The organism is Gillisia sp. Hel_I_29 (assembly GCF_000744275.1).
Taxonomy (GTDB): domain Bacteria; phylum Bacteroidota; class Bacteroidia; order Flavobacteriales; family Flavobacteriaceae; genus Gillisia.
The window spans coordinates 101,165-125,051 of the sequence record NZ_JQLP01000003.1; the positions used below are offsets into that span (position 1 = coordinate 101,165).

22 protein-coding genes are annotated in these 23,887 nt (G+C 34.3%); all 22 read left to right on the forward strand.

The features are described 5' to 3' along the window. Positions 1 to 18: 18 nt before the first annotated feature. The 22 genes from P163_RS04145 (at position 19) to P163_RS04255 (ending at position 23,837) form a co-directional block, all read left to right on the forward strand. On the forward strand, positions 19 to 1,458 hold the full coding sequence (locus P163_RS04145; RefSeq protein WP_034887977.1) for an alpha-amylase family glycosyl hydrolase: 1,440 nt from the start codon (positions 19 to 21) through the stop codon (positions 1,456 to 1,458). 126 nt (positions 1,459 to 1,584) lie between these two features. Next, complete coding sequence (gene pfkA, locus P163_RS04150; RefSeq protein ID WP_034887978.1) at positions 1,585 to 2,571, forward strand: 6-phosphofructokinase; 987 nt, start codon at positions 1,585 to 1,587, stop codon at positions 2,569 to 2,571. Between the two features lie 21 nt (positions 2,572 to 2,592). Then, on the forward strand, positions 2,593 to 3,591 hold the full coding sequence (gene gap / locus P163_RS04155; protein WP_034887980.1) for a type I glyceraldehyde-3-phosphate dehydrogenase: 999 nt from the start codon (positions 2,593 to 2,595) through the stop codon (positions 3,589 to 3,591). 93 nt (positions 3,592 to 3,684) lie between these two features. Then, positions 3,685 to 4,542: a BadF/BadG/BcrA/BcrD ATPase family protein gene (locus tag P163_RS04160; protein ID WP_034887981.1), complete on the forward strand. Its 858-nt coding sequence runs from the start codon at positions 3,685 to 3,687 to the stop codon at positions 4,540 to 4,542. A gap of 46 nt (positions 4,543 to 4,588) precedes the next feature. Continuing rightward, positions 4,589 to 6,127 (forward strand): YifB family Mg chelatase-like AAA ATPase, encoded by a 1,539-nt coding sequence (locus P163_RS04165; RefSeq protein WP_034887983.1) that lies wholly within the window; start codon positions 4,589 to 4,591, stop codon positions 6,125 to 6,127. A gap of 83 nt (positions 6,128 to 6,210) precedes the next feature. Continuing rightward, positions 6,211 to 7,371 (forward strand): DUF2891 domain-containing protein, encoded by a 1,161-nt coding sequence (locus P163_RS04170; RefSeq protein ID WP_034887985.1) that lies wholly within the window; start codon positions 6,211 to 6,213, stop codon positions 7,369 to 7,371. After that, on the forward strand, positions 7,368 to 8,591 hold the full coding sequence (locus tag P163_RS04175; protein WP_034887986.1) for an Nramp family divalent metal transporter: 1,224 nt from the start codon (positions 7,368 to 7,370) through the stop codon (positions 8,589 to 8,591). Before P163_RS04170 ends, P163_RS04175 begins: the two co-directional genes overlap by 4 nt. Before the next feature lie 10 nt (positions 8,592 to 8,601). Further along, positions 8,602 to 9,345 carry a 5-oxoprolinase subunit PxpA gene (gene pxpA / locus P163_RS04180; protein ID WP_034887988.1) on the forward strand — a complete coding sequence of 248 codons (744 nt, stop codon included), beginning with the start codon at positions 8,602 to 8,604 and terminating at the stop codon, positions 9,343 to 9,345. Continuing rightward, positions 9,335 to 10,069, forward strand: coding sequence for a 5-oxoprolinase subunit PxpB (pxpB, locus tag P163_RS04185; RefSeq protein ID WP_034887990.1), 735 nt, complete (start codon positions 9,335 to 9,337; stop codon positions 10,067 to 10,069). Before pxpA ends, pxpB begins: the two co-directional genes overlap by 11 nt. Next, complete coding sequence (locus P163_RS04190; protein ID WP_034887992.1) at positions 10,062 to 10,925, forward strand: biotin-dependent carboxyltransferase family protein; 864 nt, start codon at positions 10,062 to 10,064, stop codon at positions 10,923 to 10,925. Before pxpB ends, P163_RS04190 begins: the two co-directional genes overlap by 8 nt. Positions 10,926 to 11,198: 273 nt before the next feature. Next, positions 11,199 to 11,570, forward strand: a complete 372-nt coding sequence (locus P163_RS04195; RefSeq protein ID WP_034887993.1) for a hypothetical protein — start codon at positions 11,199 to 11,201, stop codon at positions 11,568 to 11,570. A gap of 10 nt (positions 11,571 to 11,580) precedes the next feature. Continuing rightward, positions 11,581 to 12,324: a hypothetical protein gene (locus P163_RS04200; RefSeq protein ID WP_034887996.1), complete on the forward strand. Its 744-nt coding sequence runs from the start codon at positions 11,581 to 11,583 to the stop codon at positions 12,322 to 12,324. Positions 12,325 to 13,427: 1,103 nt separating this feature from the next. Further along, positions 13,428 to 14,216, forward strand: coding sequence for a sensor histidine kinase (locus P163_RS04210; protein ID WP_034888001.1), 789 nt, complete (start codon positions 13,428 to 13,430; stop codon positions 14,214 to 14,216). After that, on the forward strand, positions 14,203 to 14,841 hold the full coding sequence (locus P163_RS04215; protein ID WP_316930059.1) for a response regulator transcription factor: 639 nt from the start codon (positions 14,203 to 14,205) through the stop codon (positions 14,839 to 14,841). Before P163_RS04210 ends, P163_RS04215 begins: the two co-directional genes overlap by 14 nt. 125 nt (positions 14,842 to 14,966) lie before the next feature. Further along, complete coding sequence (locus P163_RS04220) at positions 14,967 to 16,490, forward strand: bifunctional GNAT family N-acetyltransferase/carbon-nitrogen hydrolase family protein (protein WP_034888002.1); 1,524 nt, start codon at positions 14,967 to 14,969, stop codon at positions 16,488 to 16,490. A gap of 545 nt (positions 16,491 to 17,035) precedes the next feature. Next, a complete protein-coding gene (locus tag P163_RS04225; RefSeq protein ID WP_034888004.1) occupies positions 17,036 to 17,662 on the forward strand; it encodes a GNAT family N-acetyltransferase in 627 nt (208 codons plus the stop codon). Between the two features lie 43 nt (positions 17,663 to 17,705). Next, positions 17,706 to 18,890: an argininosuccinate synthase gene (locus tag P163_RS04230; RefSeq protein ID WP_034888006.1), complete on the forward strand. Its 1,185-nt coding sequence runs from the start codon at positions 17,706 to 17,708 to the stop codon at positions 18,888 to 18,890. Continuing rightward, positions 18,890 to 19,855, forward strand: a complete 966-nt coding sequence (gene argC, locus P163_RS04235; protein WP_034888009.1) for an N-acetyl-gamma-glutamyl-phosphate reductase — start codon at positions 18,890 to 18,892, stop codon at positions 19,853 to 19,855. The genes P163_RS04230 and argC overlap by 1 nt, the downstream gene beginning before the upstream one ends. 27 nt (positions 19,856 to 19,882) lie before the next feature. Next, the gene (locus tag P163_RS04240; RefSeq protein ID WP_034888011.1) at positions 19,883 to 21,028 is read left to right on the forward strand and encodes an aspartate aminotransferase family protein; all 1,146 of its coding nucleotides are present in this window, start codon (positions 19,883 to 19,885) and stop codon (positions 21,026 to 21,028) included. 2 nt (positions 21,029 to 21,030) lie between these two features. Further along, a complete protein-coding gene (locus P163_RS04245; RefSeq protein WP_034888013.1) occupies positions 21,031 to 21,972 on the forward strand; it encodes an N-acetylornithine carbamoyltransferase in 942 nt (313 codons plus the stop codon). 18 nt (positions 21,973 to 21,990) lie between these two features. After that, positions 21,991 to 22,770: an acetylglutamate kinase gene (argB, locus tag P163_RS04250; protein ID WP_034888015.1), complete on the forward strand. Its 780-nt coding sequence runs from the start codon at positions 21,991 to 21,993 to the stop codon at positions 22,768 to 22,770. After that, entirely contained in the window at positions 22,770 to 23,837 is a 1,068-nt protein-coding gene (locus P163_RS04255; protein WP_034888017.1) for a M20 family metallo-hydrolase, read from the forward strand. The genes argB and P163_RS04255 overlap by 1 nt, the downstream gene beginning before the upstream one ends. Positions 23,838 to 23,887 lie beyond the last annotated feature (50 nt).

Below are 23,887 nucleotides of genomic sequence, written 5' to 3' on the forward strand. Positions count from 1 at the left end.
CATTTATAAAAGTTAACTATGAAAAGAATAGCATTAGCGCTGGTAACAGTAGCATTTATGGCTTCTTGCAAGAATGACAAGCAAGAAGAAACTGTAACTCAGGAAAATGAGCAGGAAACATTAGCTCCTGTAGCAGATTCAGATCTTGAAAGTTCTGTAATTTATGAGGCAAACATTCGTCAGTATTCAAAAGAAGGATCTTTTAAAGCATTTACGAAAGACATTCCGCAGTTAAAAGAATTGGGAGTTAAAGTGATCTGGTTAATGCCAATTTATCCTGTTTCGGTAAAAAATAGAAAAGCAACCGGAGGAGGGTTTGTGAGTGATATTAAAGATGAAAAAGAGCGTGAGAAATATTTAGGAAGTTATTATGCAGTAACAGATTATACTGCTGTAAACCCTGAATTTGGTACTGAAGAAGATTTTCAAGATTTGGTAGATACCGCTCATGAAAATGGCATGTACGTGATCTTGGATTGGGTAGCAAATCACACAGGATGGGATAGTAAATGGATTACAGAGCATCCAGAATATTATACTCAGAATGACAAAGGAGAGATCATAGATCCTATTAATCCTGAAACTGGAGAATCTTGGGGGTGGACAGATACTGCAGATCTTAATTATGACAATAAAGATCTTTGGACTGCAATGACCAATAGTTTAACATATTGGGTAGATAAACATCAAGTAGATGGTTTTAGAGCTGATGTTGCAGGTGAAGTTCCAACAGAATTTTGGGAACAAGCTGTAGATAAGATTAAAGCTATTCGTCCGGTATTTATGTTGGCAGAGTCTGAAGATAAAGATCTTTTTCACAAAGCTTTTGATATGGGGTACAACTGGGAAGGTCATCATATTATGAATGATATTGCTCAAGGAAAAGCTACGGTTGAAAAGTGGGATGCTTACATGAAAAAGATAGACACTACCTTTCAAAAAGATGATATCTTAATGAATTTTGTAACCAACCACGATGAGAATAGCTGGAGTGGAACTGTTAAGGAAAGAATGGGAGATGCTTCTGAAACTATGTTGGCGCTTACCTATACAATTCCCGGAATGCCTTTAATTTATAGCGGACAAGAATATGGTCTTGACCATAGATTAAAATTCTTCGAAAAAGACAGTATTCCAAAAACTAAAGGTCAAGTTTGGGATTTAATGGGGAAATTAGGAAAACTTAAAAATGATGATGCAGCTTTAGCCGGTGGTAAAAAGGCATCAGCATATAAAAGGTTAACCACAAGTAATGATAAAAATGTATTGGCTTTTGAAAGAGCAAATGGAGATGAAAAAGTGATCTACATTGCGAATATGACCAAAGCTCCTGCAGAGTTTACTTTAGATCTTAAAGGAGATTTTCATGACTATATTAAAGGTCAATCTGTTGAACTTAAGGCAGATCAAAAGATGAATTTTAAGCCATGGGAATTTATCATATTAACAAATAGATAGGTTTTTTTCCTAATATATTATTAATGAGCCTCAGAAATGAGGCTTTTTTTATGAGTTATCAACCGAAAACGATTGAGTGCTGATTGAAATTAGGTTTTAAGGCTCAAATCGAATATTTTTACATTAATGCAAGAAAAAATCAAGAAAATAGGAGTGTTAACATCTGGTGGTGATGCTCCCGGAATGAACGCCGCAATTAGAGCGGTAGTAAGAAGTTGTGCTTTTAATAATATTGAATGTGCAGGGATCTATAGAGGATATCAAGGTCTTATAGAAAATGATATTGAAGAATTAAATGCTAGATCGGTACGTAATGTTATAAGCAGAGGAGGAACTTTTCTGAAATCGGCAAGATCTAAAGAATTTCAAACCAAAGAAGGAAGACAGAAAGCCTATAATAACCTAAAGAATGCTAACATAGATGCATTAGTAGTTATTGGTGGGGATGGAACCTTTACCGGTGGGCTTTTGTTTGATACAGAATTTGATTTCCCGGTTATCGGGATTCCAGGTACCATAGATAACGATATAAGCGGAACAGATTTCACTATAGGATATGACACTGCTTTAAATACAGTAGTAGAAGCTATAGATAAAATTAGAGATACCGCAAGTTCTCATAACCGACTTTTCTTAGTGGAGGTTATGGGGCGTGATGCTGGAGATATTGCACTTAACAGTGGAATTGGGGCCGGGGCAGAAGAGATCTTGATACCTGAAGAAAATACAGGGGTAGATAGACTTATAGAATCTTTAAGAAAAAGTAAGAAAACTGGAAAAACATCCAGTATCATAGTAGTTGCTGAAGGCGATAAAAGTGGAAAGAACATTTTTGAGCTGGCAGAATTTATAGAACAAAACCTGGATGAATATGAGGTAAGAGTTTCTGTGCTCGGACATATTCAAAGAGGGGGTTCTCCAAGCTGTTATGATAGAGTATTAGCAAGTAAATTAGGAGTTGGAGCAGTAGATGCTTTGTTAAGAGGGGAGAGAACCATTATGGTTGGAATTCATCATCAGCAAGTGGTCTCCGTTCCATTAAAAGTTGCTATTCAAGGAGAACCTAAATATGATAAGAATTTGAGAAGGGTGGCAGACATCACTTCTATTTAAAAAAAATTAAATTTAGAAAAAATGAGTGTAAAAGTTGGAATTAACGGTTTTGGCCGTATTGGAAGAATAGCCTTTAGAAATGCTATTTCTAGTGGAAAAGTTGAGGTTGTAGCTATAAACGATCTTTTAGATGTAGACCATCTTGCTTATTTATTAAAATATGATTCAGTTCACGGTCAGTTTGATGGAGAAGTGGAAGTGAAGGACGGGCATTTAGTAGTTAATGGAAACACCGTAAGAATTACTGCAGAGCGCAATCCCGAAGATCTTAAGTGGGATGAAGTTGGAGCAGAGATTGTTTTAGATTGTACAGGAATTTTCACGTCTATGGATTCTGCCGGAGCTCACTTAAAAGCGGGAGCTAAAAAAGTGGTAATATCTGCACCCTCTAAAGATATTCCTATGTTTGTAATGGGAGTAAACCATAAAGATGTTAAGGCTGAAGATACCATCGTTTCTAATGCTTCTTGTACTACAAACTGTCTAGCGCCACTAGCTAAAGTGATTGATGATGAATTTGGAATGGTAGAAGGTCTTATGACAACTGTGCATGCAGCAACTGCATCTCAGTCTACCGTAGATGGTCCAGACAAGAAAAATTACAGATTAGGAAGAAGTGCCTTAAACAACATTATTCCTACTTCAACTGGAGCTGCAGTAGCAGTAACTAAAGTAATACCTTCTCTTAAAGGAAAACTTACAGGAATGGCTTTTAGAGTTCCAACTGCAGATGTTTCTGTAGTAGATCTTACAGTAAGAACAGAAAAAGCTGCAACTTACGAGCAAGTAAAAGCAGCCTTCAAAAAAGCTTCAGAAGGAGCTTATAAAGGAGTGATTTCTTATACTGAAGAGATGGTAGTTTCGCAAGATTACGTATCAAATACAAATACTTGTAATTTTGATGCTGATGCAGGAATTGCATTAAACGATAATTTCTTTAAATTAGTGGCTTGGTACGATAACGAATATGGTTATTCTGCTAAACTTGTTGAACTTGCAGCACACGTGGCTTCAATTTAATAAAGCACACTAAAATAATTCTGAAGGCTGTTTTAAAAGCAATATTTAAACCTGCGTTTAAAACAGCCTTTTTTACTATATAAAGAAATAATAATGATATTAATTGCCGACGGTGGTTCCACCAAATGTGACTGGATCCTTCTTGATATGGAGGGAGAAGTAGTTTTTAAGACTCGTACTAAAGGACTAAATCCAGCGGTATTTCCAAAAAGACAACTCGAAGAGCGTTTAGCAGAAAATGAGGATCTTAGAGGAGTTATTGACACTGTAGAAAAAGTTCATTTTTTTGGTGCCGGATGTGGAACAGAAACTCCAAGGAAATTATTAGAAGATATTATTGCTTCTTATTTTACCCATGCAGATGATGTTATGGTAAAAGAAGATATGGTAGCTGCGGTATATGCTGCAACCACAGAGCCTGGAATAGTTTGTATTTTAGGAACCGGTTCTAATAGTTGTTATTTTGATGGTGAGAACATTGAAATGACAGTGCAATCTTTAGGCTATATGCTTATGGATGAAGCTAGTGGTAATTATTTTGGAAAACGATTAATTCGTGATTATTACTACAAACGTATGCCTCCAGAATTGGCTGTTAAGTTTGAACAGTCTTTTAATCTGGATAGCGACGATATTAAAAGGAATCTTTACAAAGAAGAAAACCCAAATACTTATTTAGCATCTTTCGCTGAATTTATTTTCTCTAATGAGCGTAATGGATATTTCTACAAGCTTGTTCATGAAGGTTTGCAAGAATTTATTCACTCTAGAGTGCTTTGTTTTAAGCAAGCTCAAAATGTGCCAATTCACTTTATTGGTACCATAGCTTACTTTAGTGAAGATATTATTAGAGCTGTAGCACAACCTTATCAATTAGAGATAGGTAATATAATTAGACGCCCAATAGACGCATTACTAGAACATTACCGTAAAAACGTTATTAAAGTTTAGTATTTAGCTAACTTAATTTTGCTACATTTAAGTAAAACCTATTTAAATGTTGGTAAAAGTATATGGGAGTGCTGTTTTTGGGGTAGAAGCTACCACAATAACAGTAGAAGTGAACGTTGCTAATGGTATTGGATATCATTTAGTGGGTTTGCCAGATAATGCCATTAAAGAAAGTAGCTTTAGAATTTCTGCTGCTTTGCAGAATAATTCCTTCAATTTTCCTGGTAAAAAAATAACAGTTAATATGGCTCCGGCAGATCTTCGAAAGGAGGGTTCTGCTTACGACCTTACTTTAGCTATTGGCATTCTTGCTGCCTCCAAGCAAATTAAAGCCGAGAACATTTCAGATTATATCATCATGGGTGAGCTTTCTTTAGATGGAAGCTTACAACCAATTAAGGGCGCTCTTCCAATTGCGATCAAAGCAAAAGCTGAAGGTTTTAAAGGATTTATTCTTCCTCAGCAAAATGTGAAAGAAGCTGCTATTGTTAGTGGAATTAATGTATACGGAATAAGTAATATTACCGAGGTCACTAATTTCTTTGATAAGGATATTCCGTTAGAAGCTACGGTTATTAATACGAGAGAAGAATTTAAAAATGCCCAGGAACATCTAGATCATGACTTTGCTGATGTGAAGGGCCAGGAATCGATAAAGCGCTGTATGGAAATTGCAGCTGCCGGTGGTCATAATGTAATTCTTATTGGTCCACCAGGTGCAGGGAAGACGATGTTAGCTAAAAGACTACCCAGTATTCTTCCTCCTATGACGCTACATGAAGCTTTAGAAACAACTAAAATACACAGCGTAGTGGGCAGAATTAAAGACAATGTAGGTCTTATGTCTCAAAGGCCTTTCAGGAGCCCGCATCACACTATTTCTGATGTAGCTTTGGTTGGTGGTGGTGCATATCCGCAACCGGGGGAAATTTCTCTTTCTCATAACGGGGTTTTATTTTTAGATGAATTACCAGAATTTAAACGAGGTGTTTTAGAAGTGTTACGACAGCCTTTAGAAGATAGAGAAGTTACTATTTCGAGGGCGAAATTCACTGTTACATATCCATCCAGTTTTATGTTGGTAGCTAGTATGAACCCTAGTCCGAGTGGGTTCTTCAATGATCCTTCAGCTCCAATGAATTCTTCTCCGGCAGAAATGCAACGGTATTTGAGCAAAATTAGCGGGCCCTTACTGGATAGGATAGATATTCATATTGAAGTAACTCCCGTTCCTTTTGAGAAATTAAGCGAAGAACGAACAGGAGAGAGTAGTGTAGAGATCAGAAAAAGAGTAACTAGGGCTAGGCAGCTTCAGACAGATAGATTTGAAAGTTTTGAGAATGTTCATTATAATGCCCAAATGAGCGTAAAGCAGATTAGAGAATTTTGTATGTTGGAAGATAGTTCTAAGCAATTACTGAAGAATGCTATGGAGAAATTAAATCTATCAGCCAGAGCTTATGATAGGATCTTAAAAGTATCCAGAACAATTGCAGATCTAGAAAATTCAGAAAACATAAAAGGTGCGCATATTTCTGAAGCTATTCAATACAGAAGTCTAGATAGAGAGGGTTGGTTAGGTTAATTTTTTCTTACTTTTTTAACCTATCCGAATGATTTTAATACATTTGAGAAATTAACAATTAAGTTGACAGAATCCCATCTAAAATGAAAAGAACTTTCCTATCGTTACTGCTTGTTTTATTAATTGGTTGCAAAGGTGAAAATCGTGATGATCCAGAAAACGCTACAAATGCTGCATCAGATAGTGTATCAAAATCTGTAATATCTATAGACGCTTTGATTGGTTCTGATGCTATAGCACTAAATTTAGAAGAAGCAAACAAATTGGTGGAGTTGCCATTGGCTTGTATCAATACAGAATATCCAAATAAATTAGGGCAAACCCTAGGCAGCGAAGCAGATATTAAAAACCCTAAAATATTGCACCCAGCATTCTATGGCTGTTTTGATTGGCATTCTTCTGTGCATGCGCATTGGTCTTTAGTAAGACTATTAAAAGAATTTCCAAAATTAGATAAAGCCAATGATATTAAAGTAGCCTTGCAGCAATCTCTATCAAAAGAAAATATAGATGCAGAAGTATCTTATTTTAGAGGGGAGCACAATGCAGATTATGAACGTACCTATGGTTGGGCATGGCTTTTAAAACTAGATGAAGAATTGCGTACATGGGATAGCGATCTAGGAGTGGAGCTTTCTAAAAATATGCAACCGCTTACAGGAATAATAGTTGATAGATTTTCAGAATTCCTACCAAAATTAAATTATCCCATAAGAGTTGGAGAGCATACTAATACTGCTTTTGCCTTAAGCTTTGCTCATGACTATGCGGTAACTGCAAACAATGAAAACTTTTTATCTATTATAGAAAAACGAGCCAAAGATTATTATTTAAAAGATGATAATTGCCCAATGTCTTGGGAACCAAGCGGATTTGATTTTCTATCTCCTTGTTTAGAAGAGGTAGATATTATGCGAAAAGTACTTCCTAAAGCTGCTTTCGACCTTTGGATCCAAGATTTTATGCCAGACCTAAAAAATAAAGATTTCGCTTTAGAACCGGGAGAAGTGTCAGATAGAACTGATGGAAAATTAGTGCATCTGGACGGACTTAACTTTAGCAGAGCTTGGGTGATGTATGGTCTAACCAATCAATATCCTGAAATCTATGGTCATTTAAAGAAAGTTGCAGATCAACACGTGAGTAGTTCTTTTAATAATCTCACAGGAGATAGTTATGAAGGAGGGCATTGGTTAGGAAGTTTTGCTATATACGCATTGCAGGAAGCCAAAGTTAATAAGTGAAAAACTGGCTTAATAATGTAGGACCGGGAGTTTTAGTTTCGGCGGCATTTATAGGTCCCGGTACAGTTACCGTTTGTACTTTAGCCGGCGTTAATTTTCAATATGCCTTACTGTGGGCCTTGCTTTTATCTATAATTGCTTGTATTGTGCTTCAAGAAATGGCTGCAAGGTTGGGAATTATAGCACAAAAAGGTTTGAGTGAATGTATTCGAGATGAAATTAAAACACCTTCTCTAAGAAAACTTGCAATTGTACTTATATTTTCTGCTATTGTAATAGGTAATGCTGCTTATGAAGCAGGGAATATTACCGGAGCGGTACTTGGAATAACTTCTGTAGTAACTCCAAAATATTATGATATTGGTTTCTTTTCTATAAATCTTTGGAGTATTGCTGTAGGCGCAATTGCTTTTGGATTATTATCTCTGGGGAATTATAAAATATTAGAGAGAGTATTTATTGGTTTGGTGCTGGTAATGAGTGTTTCATTTGTTGTAACCGCAATTATTACCAATCCCGATCTAACTAAAATATTTAAAGGTCTTTTTCTTCCGGAATTAGGTGCAGATAAAATTCTAACCGTAATTGCATTGGTGGGGACTACCGTGGTTCCTTATAACCTATTTTTACATGCCTCTTTGGTTGGAGAAAAGTGGAATAAATCCTCGCAATTACCCATTGCAAGAAAAGAATTGATAGTTGCCATTGCATTAGGCGGGTTAGTTTCAATGGCTATTGTTATTACCTCTGCAGTTCCTGGCTTAACTAATGTGAATAGCGCTGCAGATCTTGCGCAAGGTTTAAAACCTTTATTCGGAGATTTTGCAGGATGGTTTATAGGAGTTGGTCTTTTAGCAGCAGGAATTACTTCTTCTATAACTGCACCCTTAGCTGCAGCATATGTGGTTAAAGGTTGTCTAGGGTGGCAAGGTGGTTTAAAAACATTTAAATTTAAACTTGTATGGGCTAGCATCATTCTTTTAGGTGTGACCTTTTCTTCTCTTAAATTAAATCCTATAGAAATCATCCGTTTTGCTCAAATTGCAAATGGCTTATTACTGCCTATAATAGCTATTTTCTTATTTTGGATAGTAAATAGATCTTCAGTACTTGGTAGGTATAAAAATAATAAGGTTCAAAATATTTTGGGGATGATAATTATTATCATCGCTATTTTTTTGGGAGCAAAATCCATTTATACAGTATTCCAATCTTTATAAAATTTCTATCATGAAAACTATACATATCAATTGCGATCTAGGAGAAGGTGGCAAATTCGATGCGCAATTAATGTCTCTTATTTCTGCTTGTAATATTGCTTGTGGAGGTCATGCAGGAGATCAAAATTTGATGTTGCAAACCATAAGAATGGCCATGAAAAATCAGGTGGAAATAGGAGCCCATCCTTCTTATCCAGATAAAGAAAATTTTGGTAGAAAGATTCTTAATATTTCAAATTCAGATCTTAAAAAATCCATTTGCTCACAGGTTTTATCTTTGATGAAAATCGCCAAAAATGAAGGTGCCAAGATCAGTCATTTTAAACCTCACGGAGCGCTATATAATGAAGCTGCAAAAGATGAAAATATCGCTCAAATTGTTGTGGATTCCATCTTAAAATTAGATGAAAGTTTGATCCTTTATGCGCCTCAAAATTCTATTATTGCTGACTTGGCAAAAACTAAAGTTGAAGTGTTTTTTGAAGCCTTTGTAGATAGAAATTATAATCCAGATTATAGCTTGGTTTCAAGAGAAAAATCGAACGCGCTAATAACTAAAAAAGAAGAGGTTTTCAAACATGTTTTTTCTATGTTTTCAGCGTCTAAAATTCGATGTGAGAATGGAGAGGAAATTACCTCTTTTGCAGATACATTTTGCTTGCATAGCGATACTGAAAATTCGGTAAACATCATGAGGTATTTAAAGGAGAAATTTCAAAAAAATGAAATAGAAATACGCAGATATGAACAGTGATTTTCCACGATTTACAAAGATGGGGGAACGCTCAATTCTAATAGAATTTGAGCCTGAAATCTCATATAATGGCTTAGAAAAGCTTTTATTTTTCAAAAATAAATTAGTAAAATATTATTCTAAAGTAAAGGTTGAGGTAATTAATACATATTGCTCGTTATTAATTACTTACATATTTAATATAGAGAATATCTATAGTGAGTTTAGGGGCTTAAAAGAGCTCTTGGAAGACACGAATATAACAAAAAATAACAACTACACTATTTTTCATATTCCGGTATGTTATAATGAAAAATATGGTCTTGATCTTCAACTTATGTCAACACACAATAAGTTATCTGTTTTAGATATTATAACTTTACATACCGCTCCAATTTATACTGTCTATTTCATTGGTTTTTTACCTGGGTTTCTATATCTGGGAGGGCTAGATAAAAGACTTCAAATTTCTCGTAAAAATGAACCGAGATTAATGGTGGAAAAAGGAGCCCTTGGAATAGGTGAAAAACAGACAGGAATTTATCCAAAATCAAGTCCAGGCGGCTGGCAAATTATTGGTAATTCTCCAGTGCAATTATTTGATAAAAATAGCAATCCTCCTTGTCAAATTTATGCAGGAGATAAAGTGAAATTTTATCAAGTTTCATTAGAGGAACATGATGAAATTATGATTGAAAAAATGAGTGGTAATTTTCAATTAAAATCAGAAGAATTTAATGGCTAAAATTGAAGTTTTAAGACCCGGTTTATTTTCAACTATTCAAGATCTAGGAAGGCATAATTTTAGAAAATATGGAGTTCCAATTAGTGGCGCTATGGATATGTTTTCTGCTAAAATGGCAAACCTTATTTTACAGAATTCTGAAGATTATGCGGTGTTAGAAATTACGCAAATGGGGCCAAAATTAAAGTTTCATTCTGCCGCGAAAATTGGAATTACCGGCGCCAATCTTTCCCCTAAAATCAACGACGAAGAAATACAAAATGATCAGGTATATTTTCTGGAAGAAGGAGATGAACTTTCTTTTGGTAAAAGAGTAAATGGCTGTAGAACTTATCTATCTATTTCCGGCGGATTTAAGACGGAAACTATTCTTGAAAGCAAAAGTTGGTATGAGGGAATTTCTGAAAATATCAAATTAGAAAAAGGAATGATCCTTTATTTTCAAGATTTCGAACAAAAGGATGCAGCAACAAATGCTTCGGTTAAAATAAATAGTAAACATGTATTTGAAACAAAAATTGAATTAGAGGAAGGACCGGAATTTTATAAACTATCCACTTCAACTAAGGAAGAAATTAAAAATAGATTTTTTACGATCGATAAGAATAACAGTAGAATGGCTATCCAGCTTACAGAAAAACTTAAAAATGAATTATTGCCAATTATTACTTCTCCGGTAGTTCCGGGTACGGTGCAATTAACTCCTTCCGGAAATTTAATCGTTTTGATGAGAGATTGCCAAACAACGGGCGGTTATCCAAGAATATTACAGTTAACAGAAAATGGAATAAATACAATGTCTCAGAAGATTATGGGAGATCAAGTAATGTTCAGTTTTAAAGATTTTGGAAATTAGATATTTTTAAAATGGAAAGTAAGAATATAAAAAAGTGCCTTTTCAATATTAATATTAAAAGCCCTACCTAATAATATTAAGACCTTACGGCACTTTTTAATCCTGATCATTCTAGAAGACTAAAATGATATTTCAAAAGTAATAGCAACTTTGGAGTTTGGAAAGGGTGTTTTTCCCCTTTTATCATTTTATATTCTATATACTTAAATAATTTTCTAATTTTAACAAAATATTTAAATTTTAAGATTATTAATTTTTAAAATCATTAATGATATGAGTAGAAAAATTACTGTGGCAAAGGCTAAAAAGTTGCAAAAGAAATGGTGGGAAACTAGATCTCTGGTTACCACTGGGGGTACTACACATGAAGATACATGTCAATTTTATTTTACTGTAGAAGAATTGCAAGCTTATTTAGATGATGTTAAAAAGAAATCTGAAATGCAAGGTGTAGATACACCAGGTATAAATGTATGGTTTGGTGCTTACGAGGCAACAGATACAGAACCAAGTTTAGCTACGGTATTCTTCTCACCAACAAAGAGAGTGAAAATTGATGATTCTATAGAATTTGAAGATGTAGATAACGAAGAAATAGATCCATTAAATAACGGTACTGGAAAGTGGCCTCCAACTATGTACTAATATTCATTAAATGGATACTTTAGATTACTATTTAAAATATAATATATATATAACCCATATTTTTGAATTATTAGCTGCTCTTGCGGGCAGTTATTATATTACTAAAAGCAAAAATACAGCATTCAGATTCAAGTTTTTTGCTTGGTATTTATGGTTTGTGCTAATTGCAGATATTGTTGGATTATATGCAGTTTGGAATTATTTTGATAATTACCAAACCTTTCCATGGTTACAAGATTCTCCCTTTGCTCGCAATGAATGGTATTTTAACTGTTTAATTGTTATTTCTTATTTAGTTCAAAGTTTAATGTTTATTGATTCTTTAATTGCTTCAAAGATGAAATGTGTATTAAAGGCTGCAACATTATTTTATTTGATATTTGGAGTAATAGAAATCTTATTTATCGGAGATGTTTTTAAGGAATATATTATCATAAATATTTTTCTGGGAACAATGCTGCTTTTGAGTAGTATAGCGGTGTATTTCCAACAGCTGTTAAAAAGCGATAAAATTCTTTATTTTTCTAAAGATCTATTGTTTTATATAGCTATTGGAGTAGTTATTTGGAATCTTTGTGTTACTCCAATTTATATTTACGATGATTATTTTAATACGGAGAATGAGGAGTTTATATTATTATACGCAGCAATCTTGAGATACTGCAACATATTTATGTATTCTGCTTTTGCAGTTGGATTTGTGGTGTGTGTTACCCCTTTTAAAAAGATTGGTATATGGAAGAAACCTGAGTAACCTAAGTCTAGGTGCAAAATTAAACATAGAATAACTTATTAAGTCTTATGAAGTGCTAGAATATATATTAGAAAATAAATTATATTCTGGGGCGATATTAGAGCTAATGGCTGCTATTTGTGGTAGTTATTATCTTTAAAAAATCAGAACTGCTCCACAAAAAAATAGAATTTTTGTCTGGTTTTTATGGTTTGTTTTTTTCGTAGACACTGCTGGGTTTTATACTATTTGGAATTATTTTGATAATTATAAAACCTTTCCCTGGTTAAGAAATTCTGTACTTGTAAGAAATGAATGGTTGTATAATCTTTTAAAACCAATTACGTATCTAGTGTATTGTTCGGTATTTGTTAGTTCTTTCAAAACTTTTTTGCTCAGAAAGTGGTTTAGGCTTGCAATGTTTTTATATGCTATAATTGCTTTAGCTGTAATTCTGTTTTCAGGAAATTTATTTGTAGAATATCTTATTCCTAATATATTTTTGGGTAATTTATTGCTTTTGGCATGTGTGGGCACTTATTTTTTGAAGCTGCTTAACAACGATGATATTCTATATTTTACTAAAGATTTGCTTTTTTATATTGCCATTGGGACCGTAGTTTGGAACTTATGTGTAACACCTATTTACATTTATAACACATACTTTAGTTGGGAAAATAAAGAGTTTCTCTTGTTCTACAGTTCTGTTTTGAGGTTTTGCAATATTTTTATGTATTGCACTTTCTCCCTTGGCTTTTTAATATGTGCGCGATCTGGAAAGTGAAATCTTTGTTCCATTAGAAAGAGTTCTAATGGGTATCAATAAAAAAGTGCTGTTCCAGTAATTCCAATATTAACAGCCCTACCTATTAATATCTACACCTTCACAGCACTTTTTTGCCCCAAAACATTTTAGCTAACTAAAATGACTAAGTAAATGTATTTGAAACCTACAGCTAAATCAAGGGTATTTTTCCCCTAAATGATGAGACGATATCTAATTTATGTAATATTTGTAAGAAAAGCACTACAGTATTAGCTATGTAGAGGAAATGAAACATAGTTATATTAACTCGTATCAGGTTTTTAGTTAAATTTATGCTCAGATTGATAGTTTCACCCTAATGTTAGCTAAAGAAGAGTTCTTATTAATAATCTATTTTGTTGTAGTAATTTTATTACTTACCACATTTACTATTGTATTCTTTATCACTTATCAGAAGAGAAAGAATAAGCTATTGTTAGAAAAATATGAAGCTGAAAAAAGATTTGAAGATGAGATCGTCAAGTCTAAATTGGAAATTCAGGAGCAAACATTAAAAAATGTAGGTTGGGAATTACACGATAATATTGGCCAATTACTTTCGGTAGCGAGTATGCAGCTAAATATACTTTCTAAAAGTATAGATAATAAATCTACCATGGCCGTATCAGATATTAAAGAGGTGGTAGCCAGTTCTCTTCAGGAAGTTAGATCATTATCTAAATCTTTAAATTCTGAAGTGATTCAATTTAGTGGATTGGAAGAGTCTGTAAAAAACGAATTGTCCAGATTTGAGAGATTACAGGTAATAGAACCAGTTTTTAGATTGCAGGGGGATGGATTTGATTTAGATCAAAAAGACACCATTATCTTATATAGAATCCTTCAGGAATTATTTTCAAATGTTATTAAACATTCCAAAGCATCTAAATTAGAAGTCACTTTTGATTATAGTAGAGAATCGTTAAAGATTATTGTAAAAGATAACGGAGTAGGTTTTAATATGAATAAGATCAATCGAGGTTCTGGAATGTTTAATTTGGAGAGTAGAGCCAAACTAATAAATTCAGATCTAGATATAGAATCTTCTATAAATAATGGAACCATAGTTACCTTAATATATCCCACAGAGATCCATGAATTTGAATAAAAAGGTTATAATAGTAGATGATCATGTTCTCTTTGCACAATCTTTAAAAGGTCTTGTGAATTCTTATCAGAATTATGAAGTGGTAGAAGTGTTTAAAAATGGCAGCGAGTTGGTTGCTTATTTTGAAGCTAATAAGAAAAGACCAGATCTGGTTCTATTAGATATTAAAATGCCAGTTCTCTCTGGCTTGGAAACCATGCAGTGGTTAAATCAACATCATCCAGATCAAAAAGTTTTGACCTTAACTATGGAAGATGATGAGTATACGATACTTTCAATGGTAAACTATGGGTGTAGGGGGTATCTTTTAAAAGATATAGATCCGGAAGAATTTCTTTATGCCTTAGAAACCGTGTTGGAAAGTGGTTATTATTTTACAGGAGAACCGGAAAGGATTAGACTCCATCAAGCTACCCCGAATGCTATCAAAGATATTACAGCTAGAGAATTAGATTTTATAAAATTAGCCTGTACAGAATTGACCTATAAGCAGGTGGCAGAACAGATGAATTTAAGTCCGAAGACCATAGATGGTTATAGAGAATCATTATTCCATAAACTCTCGTTAAAAAGTAGGGTAGGTCTAGTTCTATATGCCTTTAAACATCAATTGGTAAAAGTTTAAAGCATTCAATACCTTGAATTTTCTCCTTTTAATTGACAAAAAAAATATAGGATCTCAGATCTAAAAAAAATTGTTCAAATATTTTATTTCTAGAGTATCTTCGCTAATAAATAAAAAGTATAGTTGTGTTAGATTCAGCCAAAGTAGAATTAAGGAATTTACGTGTAAAAGATTACGAAGAATTTAAAAAATCTATGGTGGAAGTCTATAGTTCTTTAGATTCCGCATATTGGAGCAAAGCCGATATTAAAACCTTGGTAAGCAAATTCCCTGATGGGCAGTTTTGCATTATTATAGATGGTAAAATAGCAGGTTGTGCATTGTCTATAATTGTAGATTATGATAAAATTGATGAAAATCATAAATACATAGATATTATTGGCGGTGAAAATTTTGCAGCTCATTCTATGAGTGGAGATGTACTTTATGGTATAGATGTATTTATTCATCCAGACTATAGAGGGATGAGATTAGGAAGAAGATTGTATGAAGCACGTAAAGAGCTTTGTGAACAATTGAACTTAAAATCTATAATTTTTGGAGGGAGAATTCCAAATTACAAAGAATATTCAGAGGAGCTTACACCTAAGAAATATATAGATAAAGTGAAGCTAAAGGAAATTCATGATCCGGTGCTGTCTTTTCAACTATCAAATGATTTTCATGTTAAGAAAGTATTGAAAGGGTATTTACCTGGAGATCATGAAAGTTTAGAATATGCCACTCTTATGGAATGGCATAATATCTATTATACCAAGCCGGAAAAATTAATTGACACCAAGAAAAAAGTAGTAAGGTTAGGTTTGGTGCAGTGGCAAATGAGATTATTTAAAGATTATGATTCTTTAGTAGAGCAAATAGAATTTTTTGTAGATGCTGTAAGCGATTATCAAAGTGATTTTATTCTATTTCCGGAATTATTCAATGCTCCTTTAATGGCGCAATTCAATCACTTAAATGAAGCCGAAGCCATTCGAGGACTTTCTTCTTATACAGATAGGTTGCTGGAAACGTTCAGAGAGTTTGCCATAAATTATAACATCAATATTATTACCGGAAGCATGCCGCAAGCGGTTGGGGAACATATGCATAATGTTGGATTCTTATGCCGAAGAGATGGAAGTGTAGAGCGCTATGAAAAACTTCATATAACGCCTGCAGAAGAATCTGCATGGGGTATGAAAGGTGGAACAAAGTTAGAAACTTTTGATACAGATTGTGGTAAAATTGGAGTACTGATCTGTTACGACGTAGAATTTCCGGAATTACCGCGCTTATTAGCAGAAGAAGGAATGAATATTCTATTCGTACCATTTATGACAGATACACAAAATGGATATTCTCGAGTGAAGATCTGCGCCCAAGCTAGAGCGGTAGAAAATGAGTGTTATGTAGCTGTTGCAGGTTCTGTAGGAAATTTACCTAAAGTTAATAACATGGATATTCAATATTCTCAAAGTGCAGTATTCACACCTTCAGATTTTGCATTTCCTGTGAACGGTATTAAAGCAGAAGCTACACCAAATACAGAAAGCACTTTGTTGGTAGATGTAGATCTGGATCTTTTAAAAGAACTTCATAATTTTGGAAGCGTTAGAAATATGAAAGATCGCCGTAAGGACTTATATTCTCTAAAACGAAAAAAATAATTTTTATAGAAATTTTTTGTTTAGATATGCCTTGTTATAGTAACATGCATATTTAAACAAAAATTTACTGCTTTAAAGTTGTTTTCGTAAATTCTCCACAGTTACTTTTATTTTAATACCATTCCACAGATATAAGGTTAACTGTGAATGATGCCATGTACAACTGAGTCTGAGCTTCTAACAATACAGATTATTCAATTTTAATTTAGTTTTTTAATTGTAATTAAAAAATTAATGTACATTTACACTGTGATTTCAACTACTCAAATAATAAAATCTAGTTTACGCTTAAGGCAGTCTCGCCGCTAGGCATAGCTGCATCTCGATTTTTTGATTTATTATTATTTGAATTTTTACCATTTTGAAACACTTTTCCCACATTTTATTAAATTCTAATTTCGGTTTATTTACCGAGATCATTTTAAGGCGTCCACGCTTCATCCGCCGCACCTAGTGTGCGTCTATATTCTATGGAACTAAGGTGAGTCCGGTTCTCCAATTCAAATCAATCTTATTTAAATTTTTCAACTTTAATCTTTTATTAGATGAAGATTACTATTGCTAATCTATCTCATGCTAAATATGCTGAGGTTATATGCGACACCATGGCAGAATCGGCTAAGGTCCGAGGAACCGGTATTGCAAGAAGATCCCCTGAATATATCCTGAAAAAGATGGAAAATGGCAACGCCATTATCGCTCTTCAGGGTGATAAATTTGCAGGTTTCTGTTATATAGAAATTTGGAGTCACGAGAAATTTGTGGCTAATTCGGGGCTTATCGTTCATCCTGATTATAGAAATTTAGGACTGGCAAAAGATATCAAAAAAGCAATTTTCTCACACTCCAGAAGTAAGTATCCGAATGCTAAGATCTTTGGTATTACAACCGGATTGGCAGTAATGAAGATCAATTACGATCTTGGATACCAACCCGTAACTTTTTCTGAATTAACCGAAGATGAAAGTTTTTGGAACGGTTGTCAAACCTGCAAAAATTATGACATCCTTACACGTACCGAACGAAAAATGTGTTTGTGTACAGGAATGTTATATGATCCCGCAAAGAAGAAAAATCTAGAGAAAAAAGAGAAATTGAATGAGAAAGCTTTCAAAAGATTGAAAAGCATAAAGCAAACCCTTTTTTATAAAACTAATAAAGAAAACGTTTAACTCTTGTAGTATTGCAAGGAGTTTCAGTTATAAAATATTAAGCATGAAAAAAATAGTAATAGCATATAGCGGCGGATTGGACACTTCTTACTGTGCAAAATATCTTTCAAAAGAAGAAAATTTTGAAGTACATGCAGTAAGTGTAAACACCGGTGGATTTACCAAAGAAGAAATCGAAAAGATTGGAAACAACGCTAAACAGATAGGAGCAAAAACCTACAAGAATATAGATGCGGTTTCTAACTTTTACAATAAGGTAGTAAAGTATCTCATTTTCGGAAATGTTCTTAAAAATGATACTTACCCATTATCTGTAAGTGCAGAGCGAATTGTTCAAGCTATAGAGATCGTGAATTATGCTAAAGAAATTGGAGCAGAATATATTGCTCATGGTAGTACAGGCGCTGGGAATGATCAGGTAAGGTTCGATATGATCTTTCAGATCTTGGCACCTGGAATCAACATTATTACTCCTATTAGAGATAAGCAACTTACCAGACAAGAAGAAATAGCATATCTGCAAGAAAACGGATTAGATATGAACTGGGAAAAAGCAAAATACTCTGTAAATAAAGGTCTTTGGGGAACAAGTGTTGGAGGATCGGAAACTTTAACTTCTTCATCTCCATTGCCGGAAAGTGCTTATCCTTCTCCATTAGTAGAAAAGGAGTCTAAGCAAATTTCCTTAACTTTTACCAAAGGAGAACTTACCGCAGTAAATGATGATGAAAATTCTCCGGAGAAGAATATTGAAATTTTGGAGAACATCGCTTCAAAATATGCTATTGGTAGAGATATTCATGTGGGAGATACCATTATTGGAATTAAAGGAAGAGTTGGTTTTGAAGCTGCTGCGGCACTAATCACCATTAAATCTCATCATTTATTGGAAAAGCATACGTTGAGTAAATGGCAACTTCAGCATAAAGATTATATCGCTAACTGGTATGGAACTCATTTGCATGAAGGGCAATATTTAGATCCTGTAATGCGAGATTTTGAAGCCTTTCTTAAGAATTCTCAAGCCCAGGTTACCGGAAGAGTGTTTTTAACGCTGCATCCGTACAGATTTGCTTTAGACGGAATAGAATCTCCATTCGATCTTATGAATAGTAATTTTGGGAAATATGGAGAAGAGAATAAAGCCTGGACAGCAGATGATGCCAAAGGATTTATAAAAATCTTGTCGAATGCCGGGAAGATCTATGAATATGTAAAACAACAATAATGATTCAAGCAGGAATTATAGGTGGAGCGGGATATACCGCCGGAGAATTGGTAAGGATCTTATTAAGACATCCGGAAGTGATTCTAGACTTTATCTATAGCACATCTCAAGCCGGGAAAATGGTTTCCTCAATTCATCAGGATCTTTTGGGAGATACCGATCTTAAATTTGGGGATCATATCAATTTAGAAATAGATGTAGTATTCATATGTCTTGGGCATGGAAATTCTAAGAAAATCTTAGAAGAACATAGATTTTCGGAAACTACTAAGATCATAGATCTAAGTACCGATTTTAGAATGAATTCTGAAGATCATTCCTTTGTTTACGGCCTTCCGGAAATGAATAAAGAAGCTATTAAAAACGCGAATTATATTGCTAATCCGGGATGTTTTGCAACCGCTATAAGTTTAGCAATTTTGCCTTTAGCCGCTAATGGATTACTTAAAGATGAAGTTCACGTAAATGCAGTAACCGGAGCCACTGGTGCTGGTACTTCCTTATCAGACTCAACCCATTTTGCTTGGAGAGATAATAACTTTTCCAGTTACAAAGCTTTTGAACATCAGCATTTAAATGAAATAGGACAAAGCATTAAATTTTTACAACCAGATCATGCTGCCGAGGTAAATTTTATTCCCAATAGAGGAAATTTTTCTAGAGGAATTCACGCTACGGCTTATACCAATTATTCTGGAAGTTTAGAAGATGCAATAGCTATGTATTCTGATTTTTACAAAGATGCAGTGTTTACTCATTTGGTTGAAGAAGAATTACATTTAAAGCAAGTGGTGAATACCAACAAGTGTTTTGTAAGATTGCAGAAATTCAATAATAAGCTTTTAGTAACGAGTGTTATAGACAATTTGTTGAAAGGAGCTTCCGGACAGGCTGTGCAGAACATGAATTTGATGTTTGGTCTGGAAGAAAGTCTTGGGCTACAGTTAAAGGCAAATTATTTTTAGAATTAGATTCAAAATACAAACTTGAAAATGGAATTATTTGACGTTTATCCGCTCTACGATATCACTCCTGTAAAAGGGGAGGGCGTATTTGTCTATGAGGCAGATGGAACAAAATATTTAGATCTTTATGGTGGTCATGCCGTGATCTCTATTGGGCATGCACATCCAACATACATTAAGGCAATTAGCGAGCAGGTTGCAAAATTGGGGTTTTATTCCAATTCTATTAAAAATCCAATGCAACAGGAATTAGCAGATAAATTGCAAAAAGCTTCAAAATTGGAGGATTATGCGTTGTTTTTATGCAATTCTGGTGCAGAAGCTAACGAAAACGCGTTGAAACTAGCTTCTTTCCACACAGGAAAAAGTAAGATCATTTATTTTGAAAAAGCTTTCCACGGAAGAACTTCCGGAGTGGTTGCGGTTACCGATAATGAAAGTATTAAAGCACCTTTCAATAAAGATCACAATGTAGTAAGATTGGCTTTTGATGATACGGAAGCTTTAGAAAATGAATTGAAAAAGGGAGACACGGCTGCAGTGATCTTTGAAGTAATTCAAGGAGTTGGTGGTTTAGATGAAGCTACTTCAGAATTTTATAAGAAGGCTTCTCAAGCTTGTGAGAAATATGGAGCTGTGCTAATAGCAGATGAAGTTCAGTCTGGATATGGTAGAACTGGTGATTTTTTCGCTTTTCAAAAACATGACATTCGCCCAGGAATAATCTCTATAGCAAAAGGAATGGGAAATGGATTTCCAATTGGAGGGATCTTGATAGATAAATCTATTGAAGCTAAATCTGGAATGTTAGGAACTACATTTGGAGGAAACCATTTAGCATGTGCTGCAGGAATAGCAGTCTTGGATGTTCTAATGAAGGAGAATTTGATGAATAATGCCAAAGAACTTGAATTGATGTTCAAGGAAAAGGCTGCAGAAATTCCAGAGATCGTCCAAATAAAAGGAAGAGGTCTAATGCTAGGATTAGAATTCGATTTTGAAGTTGCTCACTTAAGAAAAGACCTATTATTCAAGCACAAAGTTTTTACTGGAGCCGCTTCAAATAAAAAATTATTGAGAATATTACCTCCACTAAATATTAAAAAAGAACATATTAATCTATTCTTTGATGCTCTTAAAGCAGAACTTAAGAGATCTAAAGAAACCATATAAGCATGAAGAATTATATAGATCTAAATGATATAGAAGATTTGCCAGCTTTGATAGCGGAGGCAATTCAACTTAAAAAGAATAATGATCAGGCACAACTTGGAAAAGGAAAGACCTTAGGAATGTTATTCTTTAATGCAAGTTTAAGAACCAGATTGAGTACAGAAAAAGCTGCGAAATTATTAGGAATGGAAGTGATGGTGATGAACGCCGGCACCGATGGTTGGGCGTTGGAGTTTGAGGACGGAGCTGTTATGAATTCAGATAAAGCAGAGCATATTAAAGAAGCGGCAGCCGTACTTTCTCAATATTGCGATATTATTGCAGTAAGAGCTTTTCCAGGTCTTAAAGACAAGAATAAAGATGAGGCTGAACAAGTTATCAATAGTTTTAAAAAGTATGCCTCTGTGCCTGTGGTTAACTTAGAAAGCGCTACCGGTCATCCGTTACAAGCATTAACCGATGCTATTACTGTGATGGAGCTCAAAAAGACAGAAAAACCTAAAGTTGTACTTACGTGGGCGCTGCATCCAAGAGCTTTGCCGCAATCTGTTCCAAATTCTTTTGCTGATGTAATGAAAAGGCTGGATGTAGATTTTGTAATTACCAATCCTGAAGGTTATGATCTTGATAAAAGAATTACCGGCGATACTCCTGTAGTTCACGATCAAAAAGAAGCTTTAAAAGATGCCGATTTTGTATATGTAAAGAACTGGAGCAGTTACGATAATTACGGACAGATTCTTAATTCCGATGAAACCTGGATGTTCGATCTTGAAAAGTTGAAAGTAACCAATAATGCTTCTGTCATGCATTGTTTGCCGGTGAGGAGAAATGTGGTAATTGCAGATGAGGTTTTAGATAGTGAAAATTCAAAAGTGATTCATCAGGCCAATAACAGAACTTTTGCTGCACAAGCTGTTTTAAAGAATTTACTTAAATCATAATTATCAAGATAACTCAGCATGAATGATCAAGTTTTAAAAGTTGTAAAAATAGGAGGGAAGCTCATTGAAAATGAAGAATCTCTTTCTGTTTTTCTGAAGGATTTTTCATCATTACAAGGGCCTAAGATCTTGGTTCATGGTGGAGGAAATTTGGCAACGGAAATAGCATCAAAACTTGGATTCGAAACCAAAATGGTAGATGGCAGAAGGATCACCGATAAGAATTCTATGCAAGTGATCACTATGGTGTATGCCGGATTAATAAATAAGCAGATCGTCGCAAAACTGCAGGTTTTAGATATTAATGCCATTGGGCTTTGTGGTGCAGATGGAAAGAGTATTATTTCTAAAAAGAGACCGGTAAAGGAGATCGATTTTGGGTTCGTCGGAGATGTGGTTTCAATTAATACCTCATTTATCAATTCATTATTAAATCAAGGCATTACTCCGATTTTCTCTGCTATTTCTTATGATAATGAAGGTCAGTTGTTGAATACAAATGGAGATTCTGTTGCTGCATATATCGCTACAGCCATGGCTAAAATTTGCGAAACAGAATTATTGTACTGTTTTGAGAAAAAAGGAGTGCTGGCAGATGCTACTAATAACGATTCTGTAATAGAAATTTTAGATCAGAAAAAATATCAGGAGCTTTTGGAAAATAAAGTGATTAGCGATGGAATGCTTCCTAAGCTTCATAATTGTTTTCAGGCTTTAAATAACGGAGTGTCTCAAGTTAGTTTGGGAGATGCCGGACTTTTAAAAAAGAGTGCAATTCATACAAAAATCATTAAATAATGAATATTAAGGAGCTGCAGGAACAAGCTATAAATTTGCTGAAGGATCTCATTCAAACTCCATCTTTTTCGAGAGAGGAACAAGGAACTGCACAACTTTTGGAAGCATGGATGCAGAAAAATGAGATTTCTTATAACAGAGATCTTAATAATGTTTGGGCAGTAAATAAACATTTTGATACTGCAAAACCTACATTGCTTTTAAATTCTCATCACGATACAGTTAAACCAAATTCGGCATATACCAAAGATCCTTTTAAAGCTGAGGTTTCAGAAGGGAAATTATTTGGATTGGGGAGTAACGATGCTGGTGGGTGCTTAGTTTCTTTACTTGCAACTTTCACCTATTTCTATAATGCTACAGATCTAACTTATAATTTGATTTTTGCAGGGACTGGAGAAGAAGAGATCAATGGTGAAAATGGAATTGCGAGCTTAATACCAATTCTTCCTAAGATCGATGTTGCTATTGTTGGAGAACCAACCTTGATGGAAATGGCAATTTCAGAAAAAGGTTTGGTTGTTTTTGATGCGGTGGTAAAAGGAACACCGTCTCACGCCGCACATCCAAATGACAATAATGCTATTTATAAAACGGCTTCAGTGCTTAGCTGGTTTGAGAATTTTTCTTTTGGAAAAATTTCTGAAAGTCTGGGAGCAGTAAAACTAACGGTCACTCAAATAAATGCCGGAGTACAGCATAATGTGGTGCCGGCGAATGTAGATCTGGTAATTGATGTAAGGGTAAATGATAGCTACAGCAATGCTGAAGTTGCCGAGATCCTTAAAAGGGAAGCTCCAGTAGATTCTATTAAGCCAAGATCTTTGCGTTTAAATTCATCCTCAATTCCAAAAGATCATGCGTTGGTAAAAGCAGGTCTAGAATTAGGAATGGATACTTACGGCTCTCCAACATTATCAGACCAAGCAATGCTAAGTTGCCCTTCTCTAAAGTTAGGCCCGGGAGATTCTTTAAGATCTCACTCTGCAGATGAATTTATTTATCTGAATGAGATTGAAGTTGGCATCGAAAAATATATTCAACTGCTTGAAAAAGCTTTAAAATAATTAATATCGTTCAGCTGAAGTTTAAATTTTTTAGCTGAAACGAGATCAAA